Source organism: Brevibacterium renqingii, from assembly GCF_017808105.1.
GTDB lineage: Bacteria > Actinomycetota > Actinomycetes > Actinomycetales > Brevibacteriaceae > Brevibacterium > Brevibacterium renqingii.
Window position 1 is genome coordinate 497,181 of the sequence record NZ_JADBHF010000001.1, and the last position, 23,213, is coordinate 520,393.

Here is a 23,213-nt window from a genome sequence, read left to right on the forward strand (position 1 = left end):
TACTCACTGCACCGCCGGTGCCGTGTCCATCAGTGAAGAAAGGATCCGCCGTGAGCTCTCTCCACCGCGCACCCACCACCCCCGCCGGAATCTCGACTCGCTCGGTGCACTCGGGAGCCATGCCCGAATCCCACACCGGCTCGGTCGTCGCCCCGATCTTCCAGACCTCGACCTTTGTGATGGACACACCGGGCGACACCCGCGCCGGTTTCGACTACGCGCGCACCGGCACCCCGAATCGCAGCGATCTCGAGGACGCCCTGTGCGAACTGGAGAACGCCTCCTTCGCGGCCGCCGTGAACTCGGGCACCTCCGCCGAGGTCGCCGTGTTCTCCGCGCTGCTCGGCCCCGGTGACGAGATCATCATCCCCCGCGACGTCTACGGCGGCACTTTCCGGCTGCTGAAGAACGAGTACGAACGCTGGGGAGTGCGCATCCGCACCGTGGACCTCACCGACACCGAGACGCTGGCCGCGGCCATCAGCGACCGCACCGCCATCGTCTGGGTCGAGACCCCGAGCAACCCCGGCCTCGACATCGTCGACATCGAGGCCGCCGCGAAGCTCGCGCATGCGGCGAACGCCGTACTCGCCGTCGACTCCACCTTCGCGACGCCGATCCTGCAGCGCCCGCTCGACCTCGGCGCCGATCTCGTCATCCACTCCACGACGAAGTTCATCAACGGCCACTCGGATGTCATCGGCGGAGCCGTGCTCGCCGGAGACGGCACGAGCTGCCCCCGCGCCGCCGAGGTGACCGAACGCCTCGAGACCCACCTCGCGTCCGTGGGGCTGGGGGTCTCGCCCTTCGACGCGTGGCTGGCCAGGCGCGGGATCAAGACCCTGCCACTGCGGATGGAGCGGCACTGTCAGAACGCCCAAGTCGTGGCCGAATGGCTGGAAGGCAGAGACGAGATCGCCGAGGTGATCTACCCGGGTCTGCCCTCGCACCCGGGCCATGAGGTGGCGAAGCGGCAGATGAGCGGTTTCGGGGGAGTGGTCTCCCTGCGCACCGACACCGAGGCCAGGGCACTGGCGTTGGTGGCGAACACTAAGCTCATCGCACTGGCCGAATCCCTCGGCGGGGTCGAGTCGCTCATCGACCACCCGGCCACGATGACGCATCTGGCCGTGGCCGACAGCGAGCTGAGCATCTCGGGCACCTTCATTCGGCTCTCCGTCGGCCTCGAGGACATCGACGACATCCTCGCCGACCTCGCCCAGGCGCTCGCCGCCACGACGAAGGGTGCTGACGGAATTGGCAGTGGGGCTGCCGGCAACGATCACGCACCGTCAGCGGCACGTCCTGTCCTCATCGGCTGATCTTCCCAGTGCTTCGGCATCCCTCACCCCTAGCGGCATAGCACCTCGTTGCAGCGAGGCGTTTAGTCGCGAAGGGTGAGGGGTGCTCAGACACGTCGCGGGCAGAGGCGCAGCTGATGCGGTCCGGGGTTGCAGCGTCCGCCTGGGGATTCAGTGGGCTCGGTCACAGGGTGTCGGGAAAACCCGACGCGGGGTCGGAGGTCTTCGTGCTGTCAGGGCGTGCGCGACTCCCGTAGCGTATTTGCTATGAGTGAGAACACCCCCGAGAACCCGCAGGATCAGGAGCCGCACGGCACCGATCCGCGGGAGGCTCAGACGCCCGAGGCGGCTGGCAATACCGCAGAGCGTGAAGAGTCCTTCAGCGCCGCAGCGATCGTCAACGCCCCGCCGACCACGGAGATCGACGAGCCCCACGCAGGCTCCGATCGCCAGCCCCCGCAGCAGCCGACCCGGCAGTACGAGCAGCGGCGGACTCAGGCCTACGGGCAGCCCTCAGAGCCCGAGTTTCCGCCGATGCCGTCTGCCCACCCCGCTCCGCACGCCCCCTCGACCGCCCCCGGTCGCAGTCCCCACTCTGCCCCCGGCGGCCACCACGCCGCCGACGTGCAGCACCCGATCCCCGGCGGACACCCCGCCGCCGGCGCCCCGGCACCCCAGCCCGGAATGCCGATGCCGAACGAGCGGCCGCCTCGGGGACAGAAGCCGCGCCCCGAACCGGCCTCCTATGCACCGGTCACCGGGTCTCTGCCGCTGAGCCGGGATGACGTCACCGAGATCCCGGCCGACGGCCCCATCACCTGGCCCAAGCGCTCCACCGGAGTCATCGGAGTCGCGAATCTCGTGCTCTCGGCCATCCTCGCCGTGATCTGGGCATGGATTCCGCTGGGGCTGCTATTCACCGGCATCGGCGGCATCTTCGCCCTCGGCCTCGGAGTACTCGCACTCCTCGCCTGGGTCCTCGTCCAGCAGGGCGCGAACATCGCCGAACGCTACCGGACCGAACTCGTCTACGCGGACCGGATCCCCGTGCCGAAGATCGAGAGCAGCAACCGCGAACCCGGCTTCGCCCGCTTCCTCCACAACCGGTGGCTGCAGGTGAAATCCGGAGCGTTCTGGCGCTCGACGGCCCACCACTACATCAAGATGCTGTTCGGTGCGCTCATCGTCGGCGGCACTCTCGCCGGCATCTGCGGCTCGATCATCGGCATCTTCGCTTCCGTCAACCCGCACGGGATCAGCACCTTCTTCATCGGTGACGCCATCGGCGGATCCGCGCGGATCGGTATCGCCATCGGCTCGGTCATCGTGCTGGCCAGCTCCCTGGCCATCCTGTGGTTCGCGCCGATCCTCGACCGCGCCCTCGACCGCGCCCTCCTCGCCCCGGCACGCACCGTCGCGCTTCAGGCCGAGGTGACCGAACTCGACCGCGCCCGAATGGCCGGCATCGAGGCGGCCGCCGCCGAGCGCCTGCGCATCGAACGCGACCTCCACGACGGAGCCCAGCCCCGCCTCGTGGCTCTGACCATGACCTTGGGCATGGCGAAGTCGAAGATCGACTCCGACCCCGAACGCGCCAAGGAACTCGTCTCCGAAGCCCACACCGAAGCGAAGGGCATCGTCAGCGAACTCCGTCAGCTCGCCCGCGGCATCCACCCCGCCGTGCTCACCGACCGCGGGCTCGATGCCGCCGTCTCCGCCCTGGCCGGCCGCTCGACCATCCCCGTCGACGTCGATGTCCGCCTTGAGGGCCGGATCGGACGTGAAGCCGAAGCCGTGTCCTACTTCGTCGTCGCCGAGTGCCTGACGAACATCGCCAAGCATTCCGGAGCCACTCGAGCCAGCGTCTTCATCGCCCCGATCGACACCGGTGTCCAGATCGTCGTCACCGACAACGGTCACGGCGGCGCGCGCGTCGACCGGAGCGGTCGTCACACTGGCATCGCCGGTCTCATCGATCGCGTCGAAGCCGCGCGTGGCACACTGAACCTGACCAGCCCCGCCGGTGGGCCGACTACTGTAGTTGTGGAGGTGCCATGCGCATCGTGATCGCTGAAGACTCTGCCGTCCTGCGGGCCGGGCTCGAACGGCTGCTGGCCGACGCCGGACACGAGATCGTCGCCGCCGTCCCAGACGCCAACGAACTGTTGGCCACCGTCCACAACGATCCGCCGGACCTCGCCGTCATCGACGTGCGCATGCCCCCGACCTTCACCGACGAGGGGATCCGCGCCGCCGTCCTCATCCGCAAGCAGAACCCGGACGTCAAGGTTCTCGTCTTCAGCCAGTACGTCGAGGAGCAGTACGCCTCCGAACTCATCGCCGAGAACACCGGCGGGTTCGGCTACCTGCTCAAGGACCGAGTCGCCGATGTCGAGGACTTCCTCGCCGCCGTCGAGGAAGTCGCCGGCGGAGGCACCGTCCTCGACCCGGAGGTCGTGTCACAGATCCTCGTGCGCACCCGGAAGAAGGACGGACTGTCGACCCTGAGCCCACGTGAGCTCGAAGTCCTCCAGCTCATGGCCGAAGGCAAGTCCAATGCCGCCATCGCCAGAACCCTCTACCTCAGCGCCGGAGCCGTTGAGAAGCACATCAGCTCGGTCTTCACGAAGTTCGGCCTCACCGCCGACACCTCGGACAACCGACGCGTCCTCGCCGTCCTCACATTCCTCGGAGCCTAGAATGCCTGCCACAGTTCGCATCAGCGAATCCGCTCGACTCGGTCTGCGCACGGTCCTCATCATCCTCGCCGCCGTCGTCCTCCTCGTCCCCATCGTCGTCACAACCGCCCACGGGGCGTCCCGCCTCGACTACGGCAGGATCGAAACCGACGAGGCGCTGCCGAAGGCGATGAAGGAACTGAAGATGACCCTCGACAACGGCGCGGCCGTCGAGATCAGAACCGCCGAGGTCGACGCCCCCTCGGTGAAGCTCACCGCCACCGGCCCCCGCGACAGCTCCCCCGGCCTCAAGGTCCGCACCGGAGCGGACGCCGCCGAGGTGGCCGTGGACAACCGGCAGAAGCTCGAGAACACCCAGGTCACCGTCACCGTCCCCACCGCTGAATCGGCCGACCTCGAGCTCGAGCTCGACAGCAACTACGGCACGTTCGACGTCGCCGGCGACTTCGCCGGGGTCACTGCCAACACCGGTGGAGGAGCACTGCATGTCAACGGCTCGGCCGACCACGTGCGGACCTCGACCGACTGGGGTGCGACCTACCTCAGAGGCACCTTCGGGACCGTGGAGTCGAAGACCGGAGTAGGTGCTCTCGAGGGGGAGGACCTCACCGTCCGCGACCGCCTCGAGGCGATGACTTCGACGGGAACGCTCGACCTCGACTTCACCAACGAAGCGATTCCCTCCGGCGGCATCGTCGCCAAGACCGACGAGGGCTCGATCGAACTGCGACTGCCGAACCTCGCACTCGCGCAGGAGAACATGGCTGCCGAAGCAGCGGCCGACGGCGGTCAGAAGAAGGAGAAGCCCGAGGAGTTCTTCTACCGGATCAACGCGAAGTCGAACGACGGCAGCGTGGATCTGGCCCAGGACCTCGACAAATACGATGTGGCCAATGACCCGAAGGGTGCTGAGGGCAAGACCCTGGTCCCGGTCTCGGCCACAGCCGACGCTGGTATGGTCACTGTCAACCAGAACTGAGACGCGACCGATGCACGGGCGGATTCGAGGACGGGTCCGCCCGTGCGGCGCCTGAGAGGACGGACGCCATGCAGATCACCGTCTACGGAGCCACCGGGACTTTCGGCGGTCACCTCGTGTCCCAGCTGCGCGACCGCGGGCACACGGTCATCGCCGCACATCGCGGCAGCGGAGTCGACACGGTGACCGGCGAAGGCGTCGCCGAGGCGGCCGACGGAAGCGATGTCCTCGTCGACTGCGTCAATCGGATGACGATGAACGCGCGTCGGGCCGTCGACTTCTTCTCCCGCAGTTCGCGATCGATCGCCCTGGCAGCGGCAGACCGGCCGAACGCCTCCCTGGTCTGCCTGTCGATCGCCTTCCGGCCCGAGGTCGGCGAATCGAAGCTCCTCGGCTATTACCGGGCCAAGGCTATGCAGGAACGCATCTACCGTCGCCTCGTCCCGGCCGATCAGCTGCTGATGTTCCGCTCCGCCCAATGGTTCGAACTCGTCGACTCGATGACGATCACAGCCGGGCCGCTGCGCATCGTGCCGAAGATGCGCGTCCGGGCTCTGGCCGCCGCCGAGGCGGCACGGATGATGGCCGAGGCCATCGATGCCGGCGAACACGGCACCATCGAGGTCGCCGGCCCCGAGATCACCGATTTCTCGAAGATCGCCGAACGCCTCGCCGACGAACGGGCCAGGGCCGCCGGTGAGGCGAAGGCTCCAATGGTCATCGGTGTCCCGGTGCCGGGTCCGACTGCAGGCGACGGGCTCATTCCCGACTCGCCGCGACTCTCCGAGCTCAGCCTCGACGACTGGCTGGGCACCCTCTGAACAGCTGTCGCGCCGGCTGAACCCTCAGCAGCTCGAGACCGGGCGAGCCGGCAGCGGTATCATCCATTGCGGAGGTGCCCATGGATTGGATGGAATACGGACTCGACGGAGTCGACGCGGTCAGAGTCGTCGTCTCGTGCATCGCCTTCTACTTCGGGATCATCCTGCTGCTGCGGATCTTCGGTCAGCGCACCCTCGCGAGTCTCTCGAGCTTCGACCTCGCCGCGATCATCGCCATGGGGGCGATCATCGGCCGCGCCATCCTCGGCGACACACCGACCCTGGCCGCGGGATTCCTCGGCCTCGCCACCCTGCTCATCCTGCAGGCTCTGAGCGGGATCGGCCGACGCTTCGGAGTGATCCGCGCCGTCGTCAACTCGCCGGCCGTCGTGCTCATGGCCGGCCGTGAGATTCTGGCCGACAACCTGTCGAAGACCCACGTCGACCACGCCGAGGTGATCGCGAAGCTGCGTTCGGCCGGCATCCGCAACCGCGACGAGGTCGCCTGCGTGATCCTCGAATCGACCGGACATATCAGCGTCATCCGTCGCGGCGCCCCCATCGCCGAGGAGATGCTCACCGGGGTGATCGGCGCCGACCGCGTCCCCCGCGACGGCTGAGGCCGACCTGGCTCCCGGCAAGGGCTGAGGCTCAGCCGAGGCCGAGCACCTGCGCCCCGTTGGTCCACAGCACCGAGCGCATCCAGTCGTCGCCGAGGCCCAGGCCGGCCAGCCCCGAGATCTGGTCGACGTACGGGTAGGGGATGTTCGGGAAATCCGAGCCGAGGATGATCTTCTCCTGCAGTCGGGCCAAGCGTTCCCGGTAGGCCGGCCCCACCTCGGCGGGGGAGCTGAAGTACCCGGAGGCGAACATGGTCGTGTCGAGGAAGACATGGTCGTGGGCCTCGACGAGATCGGCGAACTCCTCGTATTCGGGCATGCCCATGTGGGCGATGACGAACTTGAGGTTCGGGAAGCGTTCGAGGACGTTGGCCACGGCCTGAGGGCCGGTGTACTCGCCCGGCAGGGGCGCGGAGCCGGCGTGGATGACGATCGGCACCTGTGCGTCCTCGAGGGCCTCCCAAGCAGGGTCGAGGACTGCGTCATCAGGAGAGAAGACCCCGACCTGGACGTGGACCTTGAACAGCTTCGCCCCGGCCGCCAGAGCGGCAGGCACATAGTCGGCGGCTTCGGGTTCGGCGTAGAGGGTGCCGCAGTGGATGACGTCGTCGTGGGCGGCGGCGAACTCGGCGTTCCATTCATTCAGCCACGCCGCCATGCCGGGTTTGTGCGGATAGGTCAGCGCCGGGATCGCACGGAGGCCGAGCTCGCGGACGATGCGAAGCCGTGTGTCCGTGTCGTACCGGTAGCTGATCGGCCAGTCCCGGCCGTAGTTCGCCGCGGCGTTGTCGAAGTACTCCCAGACCTTGTTCAGCACGTTCTGCGGGAGGAAGTGCACGTGGATATCGGCGAGTCCCGGCAGTCCGAGGGCTGCGAGGTAGACGGGGATCTCGGCGTCCGAGCGTGGGGGAGCGGTCATGGTCTCGGGGACGCTGACGGTGCGGCCGAGGCCGGTCCGGTTCGCCTGTTCGGGCGGTGTCATCGGTGTGGCTGCATCATCGGAGTCGTTCATGGCCCCACTCTATGGCCTGGCACTCCATGTCTCGGTGGCGGTCCGGCGGACGCGCGATGAGTCCTCAGCGCTCGTCCATGACTGCGGCCTAGACTGCCCGCATGATGCTGAGCGATCCGTATCCGATCACGAGCCCGCCCGCGGTCGGCCCCGTGGGCGGGGAGCCGTTCTGGGAACCCGGTGACACTGTGACTTGGACGTTTCGGCGATTCGACTTCGACCGTGACCACGCCGAGGTGACCCGTCCGATGCGTGTCATCGCCGACGGCCCCGACGGGGCCGTTCTCTGGCTGGCCGGCGGCACACCGACAGGGGAGACGCGCATCGTCGGATGGGAGGAGTCGAACCCCCACGAGGTTCCGCTGCGGTCCCGATTCCGCCCGCCCGCCGAGGCGCCGACCCGGATCAGCGTCGACGGGACCTGGCGCGGGCGCGGCGTGCTCAAGATCGTCCCTCCGGAGGTTCCGTTCTCCGTCTGGGTGCTCCTCAAGGACGATGGGACCGGACCCGCACATGCCGAAGGTGCCGCGGGCGAGGGCGACGGCGGTGTGCGCGCCGAATGGTACGTCAACCTCGAAGCCACGCACAGACGCAATCGGCACGCGCTGTTCACCAGCGATCACATCCTCGACATCACCTTCCCCGTGCCCGCGATGCCCCTGCACACCGAGACCGGCGGCCTCGACGCCGCCGGAGCCGTATTCAAGGACGTCGACGAGCTCGCCGCGGCCGCGAACTTCGGGGCCTGGCCGAAGGAATGGTCGCAGATCATCCGCGCCAACGGCAGTCATCTGCTCGAGCATCTCGACGAATTCCGTTGGGCCTTCGATCCCGGGTGGGAGACAGTGGCCTGGGCCCTGGCCGATGCGGGTGAACCTGCGGACATGAAGCCTGGAACAGAAAACTCAGGAAAGCAGGAACATCGATCGATCCCGAACGGTTGCTATGAAAGACACCTTCGGTGATCCAGATCGGCGAGGGCGACTCCTCGCCGAGCACCCAGAGCTGCTGAAAGGAACCGTCCCCATGACGACCAACCACCGGATCCGCCTGAACTCGCGCCCCGTGGGCGCTCCGACCGCGGAGAACTACCTCCTCGACGAGGTGGCCGTGCCCACTCCGGGCGAGGGCGAGGTGCTGCTGCGCACCCTCTACCTCTCGCTCGACCCGTACATGCGCGGACGGATGTCGGACGCGAAGTCCTATGCCGATCCCGTCGAGGTCGGCGATGTCATGGTCGGTGCCACCGTGTCCGAGGTCGTCGAGTCGAATGCGGACGACTTCTCCGTCGGTGACACCGTCCTCGGCTACGGCGGCTGGCAGGAGTACTCGGTGGAGAGGACCGGGCACCTGCGCAAGATCGATCCCGAGCTCGCACCGATCAGCACCCACCTCGGCGTGCTCGGCATGCCCGGCTTCACCGCCTATGCGGGACTGCTCGAGATCGGTCAGCCCCAGGCAGGTGAGACCGTGGCCGTGGCCGCCGCCACCGGTCCCGTCGGTTCGGTCGTCGGCCAGATCGCGAAGATCAAGGGAGCGACCGCGGTCGGCATCGCGGGCGGCCCGGACAAGGTCGCCCACCTCAAGGAGCTCGGCTTCGACGTCGCACTCGACCACCGGACCGGCAATCTCAAGTCAGAACTCGCCGAGTCGGTGCCCCAAGGCATCGACGTCTACTACGAGAACGTCGGCGGAGACGTCTTCAAGGCCGTGCTGCCGCGGCTGAACACCTTCGCCCGTGTGCCCGTCTGCGGACTCGTGGCCAATTACAACCTCACCGAGCTGCCTGAGGGGCCCGACCGCTCGGGCGTGCTCATGGGCCATATCCTCACGAAGTCGCTGCTGGTGCGCGGCTTCATCCAGACCGAATTCGCCGAACGGCTCACCGACCGGTTCCTCACCGATATGAGCGGGTGGCTCAAGGAAGGCAAGGTCCGCTACCGCGAGGACATCCGCCCCGGTCTCGAGAAAGCCCCCGAGTACTTCAACGACCTGCTCACCGGCGGCAACTTCGGCAAGATGGTCGTCGCCGTCGGCGCGGAGAGCTGAGCGAAGCAGCCACTCAGCTCCCCACCTGCTCGTGTGCGCGACTCGGCTCCAGAGCCAGGCGCGGCCAGTCGTGCAGATCCCGCAGGAGCTGACGGTCATGCGTGGAGAGCACGACGGCCGCCGGGGTGGCTTGCAGCGCATCCGTGAGCTCGTCGACCAGCGAGATCGACAGGTGGTTCGTGGGCTCATCGAGCAGCAGCAGGTGGGGTCGCGCGGACAGTGCCAGGGCCAGGTCCAGTCGTCTGCGCTGGCCCATGGACAGTTCGCCGATCCGTCTGCCGGCCTCATAGGACCGGAGCAGCCCGAGGGAGGACAGCCCGACAGCCTGAGCGGACGGCAGCTGCCCGGCCGCGATGAGCGCATCGAGGTGTGAAGCGTAGAGTTCGCTGGCGCGTCGGTCGAGCGGCAGTTCCGATTCCTGCCGCAGGTGCGCGATCCGCGCCTGTGGTGAGCGGCGCACGCTTCCGGTCGACGGGGAGAGGTCGCCTGCGAGGAGGCTCAGCAGAGTGGACTTTCCCGCGCCGTTCGGACCGGTGATGAGCGACCGGGACCGTCCGAGGATCTCCAGCGTGATCGGTTCGGGCAGCCTCCCGGCGACGGTGAGGCCAGCGGCGCTGACGAGGGTCGCTCCCGGTCGGGCGCTGAGGTCGGGGAATCGGAGCGTCTGCGGCGGTTCGGGCATGGTCACGGCGTGGGCTTCCAGAGCGGCTCGTCGACGGTGGACGTTGGTGACGAGACCTCCGGCGCGGGTGGCACGCTGGTGCTTGCCCGTTCCCTTGTCCGGCCGCCAGCCCGAGATGAGTCGATTCTGAGCGGCGCTGAGGTCGTCCTGGAGCTTCGAGCGCTGCTCCTGTTCGCGTGCGTATTGCTGCTCCCAGCGTTCACGTTCGGCCCGCCGTCCTTCGCGGTAGCCGATGTAGCCGCCGCCGTAGACGCGGGGACGGTCGTCGGGAGTCGGGTCGAGATCGATTGTGGTCTCTGCGATGTCCGACAGCAGCGCACGGTCGTGGCTGACGATGACGACACCTCCCGAGCGCATTCGCAGCTGCTCGGTCATGTAGTCGAGTCCTGCGCGATCGAGGTGATTGGTCGGCTCGTCGAGCAGCAGGAAGTCGGCGTCGCCTCCGATGAGACAGGCCAGACGGACCCGATACCTCTGTCCGACGGACATCTGTATGAGAGGACGCGACCGATCGGTCTCCGCATGCAGAGCCTCGAGAGCGATATCGACCCGGCGGCGAGCGTCCCAGGCGTCCAGGGCCTCGGCCTGTTCGAGAGCGGCCGCGAAGCGATCGTCGGCTCCGGCCTCGCCCGCGGCGAGAGCGAGGCCTGCGGCGTCGAGTTCGTCCAGGGCGGCGAGGGAATCGGCGATCGCGTCTGCGACGACCTCACCGACGGTCCGCTGATCGGTCGTCGCCATCTCCTGTTCGGCGATCCCGAGCGTGCCGATCCTCGTGACCTGGCCTTCGTCTGGGGTCAGTGTCCCGGACAGGAGATGGAGAAGCGTTGATTTGCCGCGGCCGTTCTCGCCGACGACGGCGATCCGCGAGGTGGGTGTGACGGTGAGATCGACTCCGGTGAGCACTCGGACGGCACCGAGTGAGACGGAGACGTCGGAGACCAGGATCTGTGCGCGGGAGCGCGCATGCAGTACGGGTGGGGTGATGGGCACAGTGATGTTCCTCTGTGAAGGCGCGCCGATCGGCACCACGGACGAGGTGGTGCGGGCGCGCGGGGTGGGTGGCCTGCGAGGCCATGACGCCATGATCACCGCCGGCTCGGAGCATGCTCGACGAGGACGGTGGATCCTGGTCGCCGTCAGAGGAAATACAGATGCATGAGGCTATTCTATCAAGTCCGCGCTCGCCGGACCACGGCCGGAGGCTCGATGAAGCCTGTGCGTGACTCAGGCGAAGCCGGCGAACACCTCGGCGGGGGCGAGACCGAAGCTCAGGGCGAGGTTGAGCACGATGCGTGCCTTACGGGCGTCGAGGAGACCGGCGGGGATGAGTCCGGACTCGAGCAGGCCGATCTCGCCGCCGGGATAGCCGTAGGTCTTCGTCAGGCTCGCCCCCGACCCCGTGCGGGAGGCGAGCACCACCGGCATCGTCTCGGCCAGTCGGGCCACCGCGGGCAGCAGCTCCTCGGGCACATGTCCTCCGCCTACTCCCGAGACCACGGCACCGGCGAATCCGGATCCGGCGATGAGATCGAGCGTCTCCTCGGGTTCGCCCATCCCCACCTCGGCGAGGGCGATCTTCGACAGCCGTTCGGGGCGGGCCAGACCGGCGAACGGCGACTTCGGCGTCCGCGGTGGATGCGGCAGGTGGAGCGCGTCCTCGCTGAGCCAGCCGATCGCCCCGAGCACGGGCCCGGAGGAGAATGCGGCCGTCGACGTCACATGCGACTTGCGGGCGAACCGGGGGTCGTGGACCTCGTCATCGAATACCAGCGAGGCCGGCAGGCCGCTGACCTGATCCGATAAGGCGGTCAGTGCGGCGGCTCTGACGTTCGCCGGCCCGTCGGCCCCGGGCAGAGTGGGATTGCGCATGGCTCCGGTGGCCGCGATATGCACCCCTGAGTCGTTGAGCAGCCAGAGGCCGAACGCTGATTCCTCCAATGTATCGGTGCCCTGTGTGAGCACGACGCCATCGGCTTCGGTGCTTCGGGCGAGCTCGACGACGTCGAAGAGCATCTCGAGGGTGACGTTCGCACTCGAGACCTGAGCGACCTGGGTGAAATCGGCCTGCAGGTCCGGCCAGATCCCATCGAGACCGGCAGCCGCGGCGATCTCGACGCCCCCGAGCGCAGGCGCCACTCCGCCGGCGGCGTTCGCGGTCGATGCGATGGTCCCGCCGAGGGCGGCCAGAAGCAGGTGAGGAGCGGTCGGCGATGAGGTCTCAGGCATGGTTCGAGTCTAACGTCAGTGCCGTTTGCTAATCTCCACGCATGGATCCCGAAACAGTGCTCCGGCTGGCCCACGAGCAGGCCATGCAGTACCCCTCGGTCGAGGTCGGCCAGCCCTTCGGACCTGAGTACACCGTCTACAAGGTGCGCGGGAAGATGTTCATGATGACATATGAGCTGAGAGGCGTCCCGAGCCTCAACCTCAAGATCGATCCTCTCGACAGCGAGGTGCGGCGGGACGCTTATGCCGAGATCACTCCCGGCTACCACATGAACAAGAAGCACTGGGTCACCGTGGCCGGGTCGGGTACCCCTGCGGACGATTGCGCGCAGCTCAGCACTGCCGAAGCAGAGGCAGGCGGCTCGGCCGATAATCTCGACCCGGAGCTACTCCACGATCTCGTGCTCGAATCCTACTGCCTCGTCGTGGAGAAGCTGCCGAAGAAGGACCAGCCCGTGGACCCCCGCACCTTCGGCGGGAGGGATGCGATGAGCTGAGGCAGGAGCTCATCCGGCGGAAAAGGGCGCACAGTTTGGCACGGATTCGTCCGCGGACAGAGAATAGTCGTTATGTCAGCCCTGTCTTCCGCGCTCGCCTTTCGGCGGCTGCTCGAGTCGAATGCCACGCTGCGCATGCTCCGGGCCGACAACCTCGCCGTCATGGCCGGCACGCTCGACGCCCACCTGGGACGTCCGGGGACGCGGATGAACACCGAGGACCTGCACGAGAGCATCGATGCCGACCTCGAAGAGCTGCGGGATCATTTCGACCTCGCGCTCAAGACCGCCAAGGCCTACTGCGATGACTGGCGTCGTGCGGAGATCCTCGTCCGGCGACCGGCCACTTCGGCCAGAGGCGAGACCTACGAACTCTCCGCGGCCGGCTTCGACGCCATCCGCATGCTCGAACAGCTGCGCACTCCGCCGCAGACCGCCACCGAGTCCCGGCTGGTCAGCCTCGCCCAGTCCGTGCGCCAGCTGGCCATCGACACGGATCCCGACAGCTCCCGCCGACTGGCCGCCCTGCGTGCCGAACGAGACCGCATCGACGCCGAGATCGCCCGGGTCAGACGCGGTGACCCGCGCTCGGTCGTCCTCGACCGGCGGCGCGCGAACGAACGCGTCTCCGACATCCTCCAGCAGGCGCAGGGTCTGCCTGCCGACTTCGCTCGAGTGCGTGCCCGCTTCGAGGAGCTCAACCAGGAGCTGCGAGTCTCGATCCTCGCCGCCGAGGACTCCCAGTCGCAGGTCCTCGACGAGGTCTTCCGCGGTGTCGACCTCATCGAATCCTCCGACGAGGGCCGCACATTCTCGGCCTTCTCCGCCCTTGTCCGCGACCCCGAGCAGTCCGCGGCCTTCGACGACGACATCGCGGCCATCCTCGACCGCGACTTCTCCGCCACCCTGCCGCTGACCACCCGCCGCTCGCTGCGCACCCTGATGCGGCAGATGAAGGACGGCTCCCACGAGGTCTCGGACATCCTCACCGAGTTCGCCCGTGGTCTGCGCCGGTACGTCCACTCGCACGAGTTCCAACGCGACCGCGTCATGCGCACCCTCCTCCAGGAGGGCCTGGCCGCCGCCGCTCCGGTTGCCCGAGTCCGCAGGCCCTATGACGAGGTCGGCATCGACCTCGAACTCTCGAGCGTGCCGCTCGGCAGCGTCGGCGAGGTCATCCTCCACGATCCCGAGGAGTTCGATGCCGGTGCGGAACTGGGCGAGGCCGCCGAGTCCGAGGTCGACTTCGCCGAGCTCCTCGCCGTGGCGCGGGAATCCGAGATCGATTTCTCCGAGCTCACGGAGAACATCAACTCCGTCGTCTCCACCGCGTCCGAGACCTCCGTCGCCGAGGTGCTCGACCGGTTCCCCGCCACCCAGGGTCTGGCGAGCGTCGTCGGACTGCTGTCCCTGGCCAGCACGTACGGTCAGGTCGATGAGGACGAGCGCGAAATCCTCACCTGGTCCGGCATCGACGGCATTGCCCGCACCGCCACGATCCGTCGCCACTACTTCACCGAAGGCATCACCCTATGACCCGCACCGACCACACCGAGGCGACCGCCTCGTCGACCTCCGCCGACGACACCACCCGCGCCGAGGCGGGGGAAGGAGCCGGCCACAACCCCAGTGCCCTGTGGACCGGCGACACCGGGACTCTGGGGGAGCGAACCCGGCGAGTGCTGCTCGAACTCCTCAAGGGACCCTATGTCTCCGGGGTGCAGAGCCCGCAGCTGTGGGCGGCACTGGTGGCCGACGAGGGCCTCGTCCGCTCCCGGCTGCACGACCTGTTCCTCGACCTCGTCATCGACCGGGTCGACGAATTCGCCTTCACCCGCAAGATCGTCACCGACGAGATCGAGGCACCGGCGGCCGTGCGCAGCGAACGGCTGACCTTCCTCGACACGGCCATGCTCCTCGTGCTGCGCCAGCTGCTGCTGGCCGCTCCCGGAGAGAAGCGCGTCATCGTCGACCGTGAGGAGGTCTACGAAAGGCTCGCGATCTATCGGACCGGGGACGAGTCCACGTTCCAGCGCAACCTCAACGGCGCCTGGTCGCGCATGAGCAACCGTCTGCGCGTCCTCCACAAGGCCGGTGAGGACCGCTTCGAGATCTCTCCGATGGTGAAGTTCCTCATCGATGAGGACCGGGTGCGCGAACTCATCGACGTCTACGAACGCATCGCCGCAGGCGAGACCGACGGCGGTGAGGCGGACACCGCTGCCGCAGCCGCTGTCGCCGAACCGGTCGATGACGGCCCCGAAACCTCGGCTGAGACCACCACCGACGAGGAGGACGAGGCGTGACCGAAGCGCTCTTCCCGCTCGATGCCGCATTCGTCGCCGACCAGGCGCGCGCTCGCGGCGCGAACCGACCCGAAGTGGGCAGCCAGTGGCGGCTGTCGGAGATCCAGATCGCGAACTGGGGCACCTTCGACGCCGATATCCACCGTATCCCCGTCTCCCATCGGGGACACCTCATCACCGGGCCCTCCGGCTCGGGAAAGTCCTCCCTCCTCGACGGCATCGCCGCGGTCCTCACCCCGGACAAATGGCTGCGCTTCAATGTCGCCGCACAGACGGCCGGTGCTCGTCTCGACCAGCGCAGCCTCGTCAGCTACGTCCGGGGAGCATGGACGCGGACCGCCGACTCCGAAGAGGACCGGGTCGTCAGCAAGTATCTGCGACCGCGGGCGACGTGGAGCGGCATCATCCTCCGCTACGACAACGGCAGCGACCGCCCACTGTCGCTGGCCCGCCTCTTCTTCATCAAGGGTTCGGGAACGAAGACGACGGATCTGTCCGACGCCTGCATCTTGGAGCGCGCCGAACTCGACCTCGCCGATCTCCAGCACTATGCGCGGTCCGGACTCGAGACCCGCAAACTCAAGGCCGACCGCCCCGACGCCGTTGTCACCTCGAACGGATCGCACGGGAAGTTCTATGCGCGGATGCGCAAGACCTTCGGCATGGCCGACGAATCCGCACTCCAGCTGCTGCACAAGACGCAGTCGGCCAAGAGCCTCGACAGCCTCGATCGGCTCTTCCGCGATCACATGCTCGAAACCCCGGTGACCTTCGATCTCGCCGAGACCGCGGTCGCCCAGTTCGGCGACCTCAAGGACGCCCACGACCACGTCGTCCAACTGCGCAGACAGCGCGACCATCTGCAGCAGCTGCGGGAGGCCGCGTCCAGCTTCGAGACCGCCAATGACATCGCCGCGAAGTCGAACGCCCTGAGCGAGTCGCTGCTGCCGTACCAGAAACGTCGTGAACTCGACATCCTGCGCACGGACCTGTCCGCACTGACGAGGCAGCTCGTCGAACTCGAGGTCACCGCCGATCGGGCCAAGCGCGACTATGACGCGGCGGTGGACGAATACGACCTGGCCAGACGGGCGACGCTCGAACTCGGCGGATCGGAGGCCGAACACCTCCAACAGCGCATCGACACAGCCGAGACCGAACGCCGTGCCATCGCCGAACGCTGGGCCGGACTGGCTCGCCAACTCGAGCAGGCCGGCATCGAGTCGGCTCCGACTACGGCTGCGGAATTCGCCGAGCTGCAAGCCCAGATCGCGGCCAGCCTCGACGACGACACGCAGGTGGCAGGCCCCAGCCACGCCGACCACGACCGCTTCTCGACCGCCCGCGCCCGGGTCAGGGAACTCGAAGGCGAGATCGAATCGCTGCGTCGTTCGGGATCGACCGTGCCGAACAATCTCATGGCGATCCGGGCCGAACTCGCCGCCGGCACCGGACTGAGCGAGAAGGCACTGCCGTTCGCCGCCGAACTCATCGAGGTCGATCCCGATGAGGCCCGATGGACCGGGGCGATCGAACGAGTGCTGCGCCCCATGGCGCTGACCGTCCTCGTCCGCTCCGAGAACCTGACCGCGGTGCGCTCCTGGGTCGATGCGCACCGCATCCGCGGTCGTCTCGTCTTCGAGGAGATACCCGCTCAGGTCCCCGGCCCGCGCCCGGTCGGCAGTGAGAGTTCCCTGGTCAACAAGGTCCGTGTCGCCGACACCGGATTCGGCGACTGGGTGCGATCCACCCTGTCCGAACGCTTCGACTTCGCCTGCGTCGACCATCCCGACGAACTCGACGACCACCCGCGTGCCGTCACCGTCAAGGGACAGGTCAAGACCTCGCGGACCAGATACGAGAAGGACGACCGCCGGCGCATCGACGACCGCAGCCAATGGGTCCTCGGTGACCGGGAAGCCAAGCTCGAAGCGCTCATCGACTCCCTCAAGGAAGCTCAGACGGAGCTGGCCGCCGCCGAGCAGATCGTCGCCGCCGCCGATGCCGAAACCGCCCAGGCACACCGCCGCCGAGGCATCCTCGCCGGCATCCGCGAACAGTCCTGGCGGGATGTCGACCGGGCAGGGGCTGCCGAGGCCGTCGAAACCTTGGAACGGCAGCTGGCCGAACTCGAAGACGCCGACGGCGACCTGCAGCAGGCGATCGGCGCCGAACGTGAGGCGAAGGCGGCCAAGGACGCCGCCGAGACCGCGCGCTCCGAGGCCGACTACGCCCTGCGCCGAGCCGGGGAGGAGTCGGCGAGTCTGCGCTCAGGCATCGAGCGTCTGGAAGACGATGTCAGCGCCGGCCGCATCCCCGAGGTCGACAGCCACCTCGGCGAACAGCTGGATGAGCGGTTCCGCAGGATCCAGCGCGGAATCCGGCGCGACAGCCTCGCCGAGGTGGGCCAGCAGGTTTCGCAGGCGCTGCAGGAGGAGAAGGACCGGGCGCAGGCGGAGGCGAGCCGGGCCGGCCAGTCCGTGACGCGGCTGGCCGCGGAGTTCAAGGCCGCATGGCCGTCGGTGTCGTCCCAGCTCACGGCCGAGGTCGACGACCGGCGCGCGTATCTGGCGATGCTCGACGAGATCGAGGCCCACGGCCTGCCCGATCACGAGAACCGGTTCCGGGAGCTGCTCCAGCAGCGTTCACGCGACCTCATCGGCGAGCTGCTCAACGAGATCCACGCCGCCCCACGCGAGATCGAGGACAGGGTCGCCCCGATCAACTCCTCCCTGTTGCGGTCCCAGTTCGACGAGGACCGCTACCTGCGGCTCAAGGTCAAGACCCGCCGACCGGAGACCGTCAACGCCTTCATCGCCGACCTGCGACTCGTCGCCGCCGGCAGCTGGGGCGAGGACGATATGGAGACCGCGGAGAGGAAGTACGACACGCTGGCCGAGGTGATGCGCCGGTTCGCCTCGAGCGAGCACGTCGACAAGGTGTGGAAGACCCAGTGCCTGGACACACGTCTGCACGTCAGCTTCCTCGCCGAAGAGATCGACGACCACGGCCGCGCGCATGCCACCTACGATTCGGGTGCGGCGATGTCCGGCGGGCAGCAGCAGAAGCTCGTGATCTTCTGTCTGGCGGCGGCGCTGCGCTATCAGCTCGCGGACCCCGACGAGGCGATCTCGAAGTACGGCACGATCATCCTCGACGAAGCCTTCGACAAGGCCGATACCCGCTATACGCGGATGGCTCTGGACATCTTCATCGAGTTCGGGTTCCACATGGTGCTCGCCACTCCGCAGAAGCTGCTGCAGACGATCGAACCCTATGTGGGTGCGGCGACCTCGATCGAGAATCCGAGCCGGCAGAAGACCCTGGCCTCGACCATGGTGTGGGACGAGACGGACCGCGGGAAGGCCGAGGGCTCGGATGATGCGCACGAGCCGGCCGAGGCGCCCGACGGGCGATGAACATGCTCTCCGTCGCCGAGGCCCGCGCTCGGGCGCGCAGCCGTCTGAGCTCGTCCATGGCCGCCTGGGCGGCCGGAGCCGTGGACGTGGTTCGCCTCGAGATCGCGCTCAGACCTCCGACGGAGAAGCAGGTGCTCGCCGACCAGAACGCGGCCGCCGACTGGGCGGCGAGCTGGCGGGCCGTCGAGGAGAAGGCGGATGCCTCGGCGCTGCAGATCGATTGGGAGGACCGCAACTGGGCCCGCATCGGGCGCCAGCGCGTCCCGATCCGACTGCGTCTGACCACCCCCGCCGAGGTGGCCGCCTTCGTCGGCGGCGACACCGCCCGTGACTGGAGGACGCTGCGCGATCGCGCAGCGCTGATCCGGCAGCGGCTCGGTGCTGATGGCAAGGGAGATGCTGACAGGTTCAGCGCCGCAGAACTCGGTCCCGGTGCGGACAGCGACCCGCTAGCCTCGGCGATCCGATCGCAGGCGAAGAGGATCCTGTCGCTGACCGACGGGACGTTCGCCACCGTCATCGACGTCGTCGACTGGCTGCGCAGCCACCATCTCGGTTCCCTGCGACCCCGGCAGCTGCCCATCCGCGGGGTCGACTCGAAGTGGTTCGAAGCCCACCGCAGTCTCGTCACGACGCTGCTGGCCGGGGTCGGGCACGCCGGGGCCGTCACCGTCCTCGACGCCGAACCGAGGCTGCGGCTGCGCATCCTCGATCCGACCGTCGCGGCCGACATGTCCGGTCTCGACGACATCAGCGCGCCGATCTCCCAGCTGAGTCGTCTGCCCCTGGCGCCGAGTGTGGTCTTCGTCTTCGAGAACCTCGAATCCGTGCTCGCGATGCCGACCTGGCCGGGCGCGGCAGCCGTCCACGGCTCCGGCTATGCGGTCGACGGTGTGGCGCGGTTGGCGTGGACCGGACGGGCCCGAGTGATCTACTGGGGCGACCTCGACTCGCACGGGTTCGCGATCCTCAACCGCCTGCGCAGCCATCTGCCCGAGGTCGAGTCCGTGCTCATGGACGAAGCCACCCTGCTCGCGCACGAGGATCTGTGGGTGCCCGAACCGAAGCCGAGCTCTGGCACGTTCCCGGAACTGACCGGCACCGAGGCTCGCGCGCTCGCCCGCATCCGGGCCGCGGGAGACGTGCGGCTCGAACAGGAGCGGATTCCCTGGGACACTGTCCTGGCCCGGCTGGCAGCCGCGGTCGGACAACCGGCGCCGGGCCACCTCGGCGCGGGTATGGACGGTTTCGCGGGAGGGGAGAGCCGCCTCGGCGAGGGGACGGGCCGGTCCGATGAGGAACCGCGCTGAATGGCTCCGCTGACGACCGACAAGCCGCGCGGGGGACTGACCGCGATGTGCATCGCAGAGCTGGTCTGCTGGGGCCTGCTCTACTACTCGCTGCCGGTGGCGGTCACCCCGATCTCGGCGGACATGGGGTGGAGCCACACCACGGTGACGGCTGCTCTGACCGTGGGTCTCATCGTCTCCGCGCTCGTCGGGCCCGCCGTCGGGCGGATGCTCGATTCGCACGGGCCCAGCCTGATCATGGGCGCGGGAACGCTCATCGGCGCCATCGCCTTGACGCTCGTGGCCGCCGCCCCGAACCTCATCGTCTTCTTCCTCGCCTGGATCCTCGCCGGCTTCGCCCAGGCCGCAACGCTCTACCCGCCGGCATTCGCCGTCGTCACCCGCTGGTACGGGGCCGAACGGACGAAGCCGCTGACGACGATCACGCTCGTCGGCGGACTCGCATCGACGGTGTTCGCCCCGATCATCGCCTGGCTCATCGATGAGGTGGGGTGGCGGACGACCTATGTCGTCCTCGCCGGGCTGCTCGCAGTCGTCGTCCTGCCGCTGAACCTGGGCTTCTTCAACAGACGATGGACCGACGAGGCGGCCGCACGCACCGAGAAGCCGAGCCGGGCCGAACTGCGCCGAGTCACCCGCGACCCGCGCTTCCTCATCCTCCAAGCTGCGGTCGCCGTCGCGACCTTCACCCTCTTCGCCGTGACGATCAACATCATCCCGCTCATCATCGAACGCGGTGCGGGGTACAGTCTGGCCGCCGTGGCGCTCGGCCTCGTCGGCTTCGGCCAAGTGGCCGGACGCTTCGGCTATCCCAGCCTGGAGAGGCACACGAACGCCCGCACGCGCACGGTCGTCCTCTTCGCCGCTGGGGCGGCCGGTCTCTGGCTGCTGGCGTTCGTGCCGAGGCCGATCTGGCTGCTCATCGGCATCGCCATGCTCGCCGGGGGAGTGCGCGGGTGCATGACTCTGCTGCAGGCCACCGCAGTCTCCGATCGGTGGGGGACGAAGAACTTCGGTGCCGTCAACGGTGTCTTCGTCGCCCCGATCACTGCCGGCACGGCCCTGGCGCCCGTCGCCGGTCCGGCCCTGGCCGGAGTGCTCGGCGGCTATCCGATGATGGCAGTGGCGATGGCCGGTCTGCTCACAGCGGCGACGCTGCTGTCGGCCAGGTCCTGAAGCACCGTCGGGCCTGGGTCGGGCCCGTGGCCGGTCCCGAAGCGCCGGCCAAGCCTGGGTCGGGCCCGTGCCCGGCCCCGAAGCACCGTCCAGGGGGAAGGCGTAAGGGTTTTCGCGTCAGGGACGTGACGCAGCTCGCGTGAGGAACCGGACAGCCTCGGCGGAGGATTCCGCGGCTAGACTGAAGACGCGGTCAAGGCCTCGCCTCGAGGCAGCCCCTGCCGGGGTTCGCACCAGCGCTTCCCTGGCGTTCGTGTTTCAACGGAAGGAACCACATGCCCACCGTCGCAAGAAACATCGTCGATACTCTCGTGGCCAGTGGAGTGGAGCGCGTCTACGGCATCCCCGGCGACTCGCTCAACGGCTTCACCGATGCGCTGCGGGTCAATCCGCAGCTCGAATGGGTCCACGTCCGCCACGAGGAGGCCGCCTCCTTCGCCGCCAGCGGCGAGGCCGCGCTGACCGGTGAGCTCGCGGTCTGCGCCGGCAGCTGCGGTCCCGGAAACCTCCACCTCATCAACGGCCTCTACGACGCCCAGCGCTCGCGCGTGCCGGTGCTTGCCATCGCCGCCCACATCCCCAGCGACGAGATCGGCTCGAACTACTTCCAGGAGACCCACCCGACGGATGTCTTCCGCGAGTGCAGCGTCTACGTCGAGCACGTCGCCAACCCCGAGCAGATGCCGCGGCTGCTGCGCATCGCCATGCGCGAGGCCATCGAGAAGCGCGGTGTCGCCGTCCTCGTCATCCCCGGTGACATCGGACTGAGCGAGATCGATGCCGCCGCCGAGGTGGTCAAGGCCTATCCTTCCCGCATGATCCCCGCCGAGTCCCAGATCGAGGCCGCGGCAAAGGCGCTCAACAAGAGCAGGAAGACCACGATCCTCGCCGGGGCCGGCACCGAAGGCGCGCACGATGAACTGCTCGCCATCGCCGAGAAGCTGCAGGCGCCGATCGTCCATTCCCTGCGCGGCAAGGAGTTCGTCGAACACGACAATCCCTATGACGTGGGCATGACCGGACTGCTCGGGTTCTCCTCCGGCTACGCCGCGCTCAAGGACTGCGACGCTCTGCTCATGCTCGGCACCGATCTGCCCTACCAGCAGTTCTATCCCGAGAATGCGACAGTCATCCAGGTCGATGTCCGCGGCTCACAGATCGGACGCCGCACCCCGGTGGACATCGGACTGGTCGGCACGGTCGCCGATACCGTCGAGGCCCTGCTGCCGAAGATCACCCCGAACCGCAGCAGCTCCCATCTCAAGGCGCTGACCAAGCACTATGCGAAGACCCGGAAGGATCTCGACGAACTGGCCACGCCCTCGAAGCGGACGATCCATCCGCAGTACCTGACCCGGCTCATCGACGAAATGGCCGATGACGACGCGGTCTTCGTCCCCGATGTCGGCTCACCGGTCGTCTGGGCGTCCCGCTACCTGACGATGAACGGCAAGCGCCGGCTCATCGGCTCCTTCAGCCACGGCTCCATGGCCAATGCCCTGTCCCAGAGCGTCGGCGTGCAGTCGGCCTTCGAAGACCGGCAGACCATTGCGCTCGCCGGCGACGGCGGTCTGGCCATGCTGCTCGGCGAGCTCATCACGCTGACCCAGAACAAACTGCCGGTGAAGACGGTCGTGTACAACAACTCCTCGCTCAACTTCGTCGAGCTCGAGATGAAGGCCGCCGGTTTCGTCACCTTCGGCACGGACCTCGCCAACCCCGACTTCTCCACCATCGCGGAGGCGGTCGGCATCAAGGGCTTCCGGGTCGAGAAGTCCAAGGACCTGCCGAAGGTGGTGCGGGAGTTCCTCGCCTACGACGGGCCGGCCGTCCTCGACGTGGTCACCGAGCGCCAGGAGCTGTCGATGCCGCCGTCGATCACCGTCGAGCAGGCCAAGGGCTTCGCCCTCTACGCCATCCGCACGGTGCTCTCGGGCAAGGGCGACGAACTCATCGACCTCGCCCGGACGAACATCCGCCAGCTCTTCTGAGCCGGCTGCGGGAGGCGCGCCGGCGAGGCCGCCGCGCGGAAGCCGCTGGCGCGGATGCGAAGCGGCCGGCGCGCCGTGTCGTGGAGCGCGGATGCTTCCTGTGGGCGGATCCGCTCTGAAATGCG

General features: G+C 68.0%; 18 protein-coding genes. 15 read left to right on the forward strand and 3 right to left on the reverse strand.

Translation table 11 applies throughout. The annotated features are described in order from the left end of the window. Window positions 1-50 precede the first annotated feature (50 nt). The 6 genes from IHE57_RS02120 (at window position 51) to IHE57_RS02145 (ending at window position 6,420) form a co-directional block, all read left to right on the forward strand. Entirely contained in the window at window positions 51-1,322 is a 1,272-nt protein-coding gene (locus tag IHE57_RS02120; RefSeq protein WP_366933828.1) for a trans-sulfuration enzyme family protein, read from the forward strand. Between the two features lie 246 nt (window positions 1,323-1,568). Beyond that, window positions 1,569-3,368: a sensor histidine kinase gene (locus IHE57_RS02125; protein WP_209370474.1), complete on the forward strand. Its 1,800-nt coding sequence runs from the start codon at window positions 1,569-1,571 to the stop codon at window positions 3,366-3,368. Further along, window positions 3,356-4,000, forward strand: a complete 645-nt coding sequence (locus tag IHE57_RS02130; RefSeq protein WP_209370476.1) for a response regulator transcription factor — start codon at window positions 3,356-3,358, stop codon at window positions 3,998-4,000. Before IHE57_RS02125 ends, IHE57_RS02130 begins: the two co-directional genes overlap by 13 nt. 1 nt (window position 4,001) lies before the next feature. Continuing rightward, a complete protein-coding gene (locus tag IHE57_RS02135; RefSeq protein WP_209370478.1) occupies window positions 4,002-4,979 on the forward strand; it encodes a DUF4097 family beta strand repeat-containing protein in 978 nt (325 codons plus the stop codon). Between the two features lie 68 nt (window positions 4,980-5,047). Further along, window positions 5,048-5,800: an SDR family oxidoreductase gene (locus IHE57_RS02140; RefSeq protein ID WP_209324048.1), complete on the forward strand. Its 753-nt coding sequence runs from the start codon at window positions 5,048-5,050 to the stop codon at window positions 5,798-5,800. An 80-nt stretch (window positions 5,801-5,880) separates the two neighbouring features. Further along, window positions 5,881-6,420: a DUF421 domain-containing protein gene (locus IHE57_RS02145; RefSeq protein WP_209324047.1), complete on the forward strand. Its 540-nt coding sequence runs from the start codon at window positions 5,881-5,883 to the stop codon at window positions 6,418-6,420. A 31-nt stretch (window positions 6,421-6,451) separates the two neighbouring features. Here the strand turns inward: IHE57_RS02145 and IHE57_RS02150 are convergent, their stop codons facing one another. Then, entirely contained in the window at window positions 6,452-7,432 is a 981-nt protein-coding gene (locus IHE57_RS02150) for an amidohydrolase family protein (protein ID WP_343071796.1), read from the reverse strand. Window positions 7,433-7,533: 101 nt separating this feature from the next. Here IHE57_RS02150 and IHE57_RS02155 point away from each other — a divergent pair, with 101 nt between their 5' ends. Next, complete coding sequence (locus IHE57_RS02155; protein ID WP_209324046.1) at window positions 7,534-8,397, forward strand: DUF402 domain-containing protein; 864 nt, start codon at window positions 7,534-7,536, stop codon at window positions 8,395-8,397. A gap of 61 nt (window positions 8,398-8,458) precedes the next feature. Further along, complete coding sequence (gene curA, locus IHE57_RS02160) at window positions 8,459-9,481, forward strand: NADPH-dependent curcumin/dihydrocurcumin reductase (protein WP_209324045.1); 1,023 nt, start codon at window positions 8,459-8,461, stop codon at window positions 9,479-9,481. A 13-nt stretch (window positions 9,482-9,494) separates the two neighbouring features. Here the strand turns inward: curA and IHE57_RS02165 are convergent, their stop codons facing one another. Both IHE57_RS02165 and IHE57_RS02170 read right to left on the reverse strand, forming a co-directional pair. Continuing rightward, window positions 9,495-11,153, reverse strand: a complete 1,659-nt coding sequence (locus IHE57_RS02165; RefSeq protein ID WP_343071795.1) for an ABC-F family ATP-binding cassette domain-containing protein — start codon at window positions 11,151-11,153, stop codon at window positions 9,495-9,497. Between the two features lie 234 nt (window positions 11,154-11,387). Further along, window positions 11,388-12,389: an asparaginase domain-containing protein gene (locus IHE57_RS02170; RefSeq protein ID WP_209324043.1), complete on the reverse strand. Its 1,002-nt coding sequence runs from the start codon at window positions 12,387-12,389 to the stop codon at window positions 11,388-11,390. Window positions 12,390-12,430: 41 nt separating this feature from the next. Between IHE57_RS02170 and IHE57_RS02175 the strand changes: the two genes are divergently transcribed. From IHE57_RS02175 to poxB, 7 genes are all read left to right on the forward strand, one after another. After that, window positions 12,431-12,886 carry an MmcQ/YjbR family DNA-binding protein gene (locus tag IHE57_RS02175; protein WP_209324042.1) on the forward strand — a complete coding sequence of 152 codons (456 nt, stop codon included), beginning with the start codon at window positions 12,431-12,433 and terminating at the stop codon, window positions 12,884-12,886. A gap of 72 nt (window positions 12,887-12,958) precedes the next feature. Continuing rightward, window positions 12,959-14,422: a DUF3375 domain-containing protein gene (locus tag IHE57_RS02180; protein ID WP_209370479.1), complete on the forward strand. Its 1,464-nt coding sequence runs from the start codon at window positions 12,959-12,961 to the stop codon at window positions 14,420-14,422. Next, window positions 14,419-15,192 (forward strand): DUF4194 domain-containing protein, encoded by a 774-nt coding sequence (locus tag IHE57_RS02185; protein WP_253719827.1) that lies wholly within the window; start codon window positions 14,419-14,421, stop codon window positions 15,190-15,192. The genes IHE57_RS02180 and IHE57_RS02185 overlap by 4 nt, the downstream gene beginning before the upstream one ends. After that, a complete protein-coding gene (locus IHE57_RS02190; RefSeq protein ID WP_209370480.1) occupies window positions 15,189-18,611 on the forward strand; it encodes an ATP-binding protein in 3,423 nt (1,140 codons plus the stop codon). The genes IHE57_RS02185 and IHE57_RS02190 overlap by 4 nt, the downstream gene beginning before the upstream one ends. Further along, a complete protein-coding gene (locus IHE57_RS02195; RefSeq protein ID WP_209370481.1) occupies window positions 18,608-19,921 on the forward strand; it encodes a Wadjet anti-phage system protein JetD domain-containing protein in 1,314 nt (437 codons plus the stop codon). The genes IHE57_RS02190 and IHE57_RS02195 overlap by 4 nt, the downstream gene beginning before the upstream one ends. Continuing rightward, entirely contained in the window at window positions 19,922-21,097 is a 1,176-nt protein-coding gene (locus tag IHE57_RS02200) for an MFS transporter (RefSeq protein ID WP_253719828.1), read from the forward strand. 275 nt (window positions 21,098-21,372) lie between these two features. Continuing rightward, complete coding sequence (gene poxB / locus IHE57_RS02205; RefSeq protein WP_209370482.1) at window positions 21,373-23,088, forward strand: ubiquinone-dependent pyruvate dehydrogenase; 1,716 nt, start codon at window positions 21,373-21,375, stop codon at window positions 23,086-23,088. The last annotated feature ends 125 nt before the right edge of the window (window positions 23,089-23,213 follow it).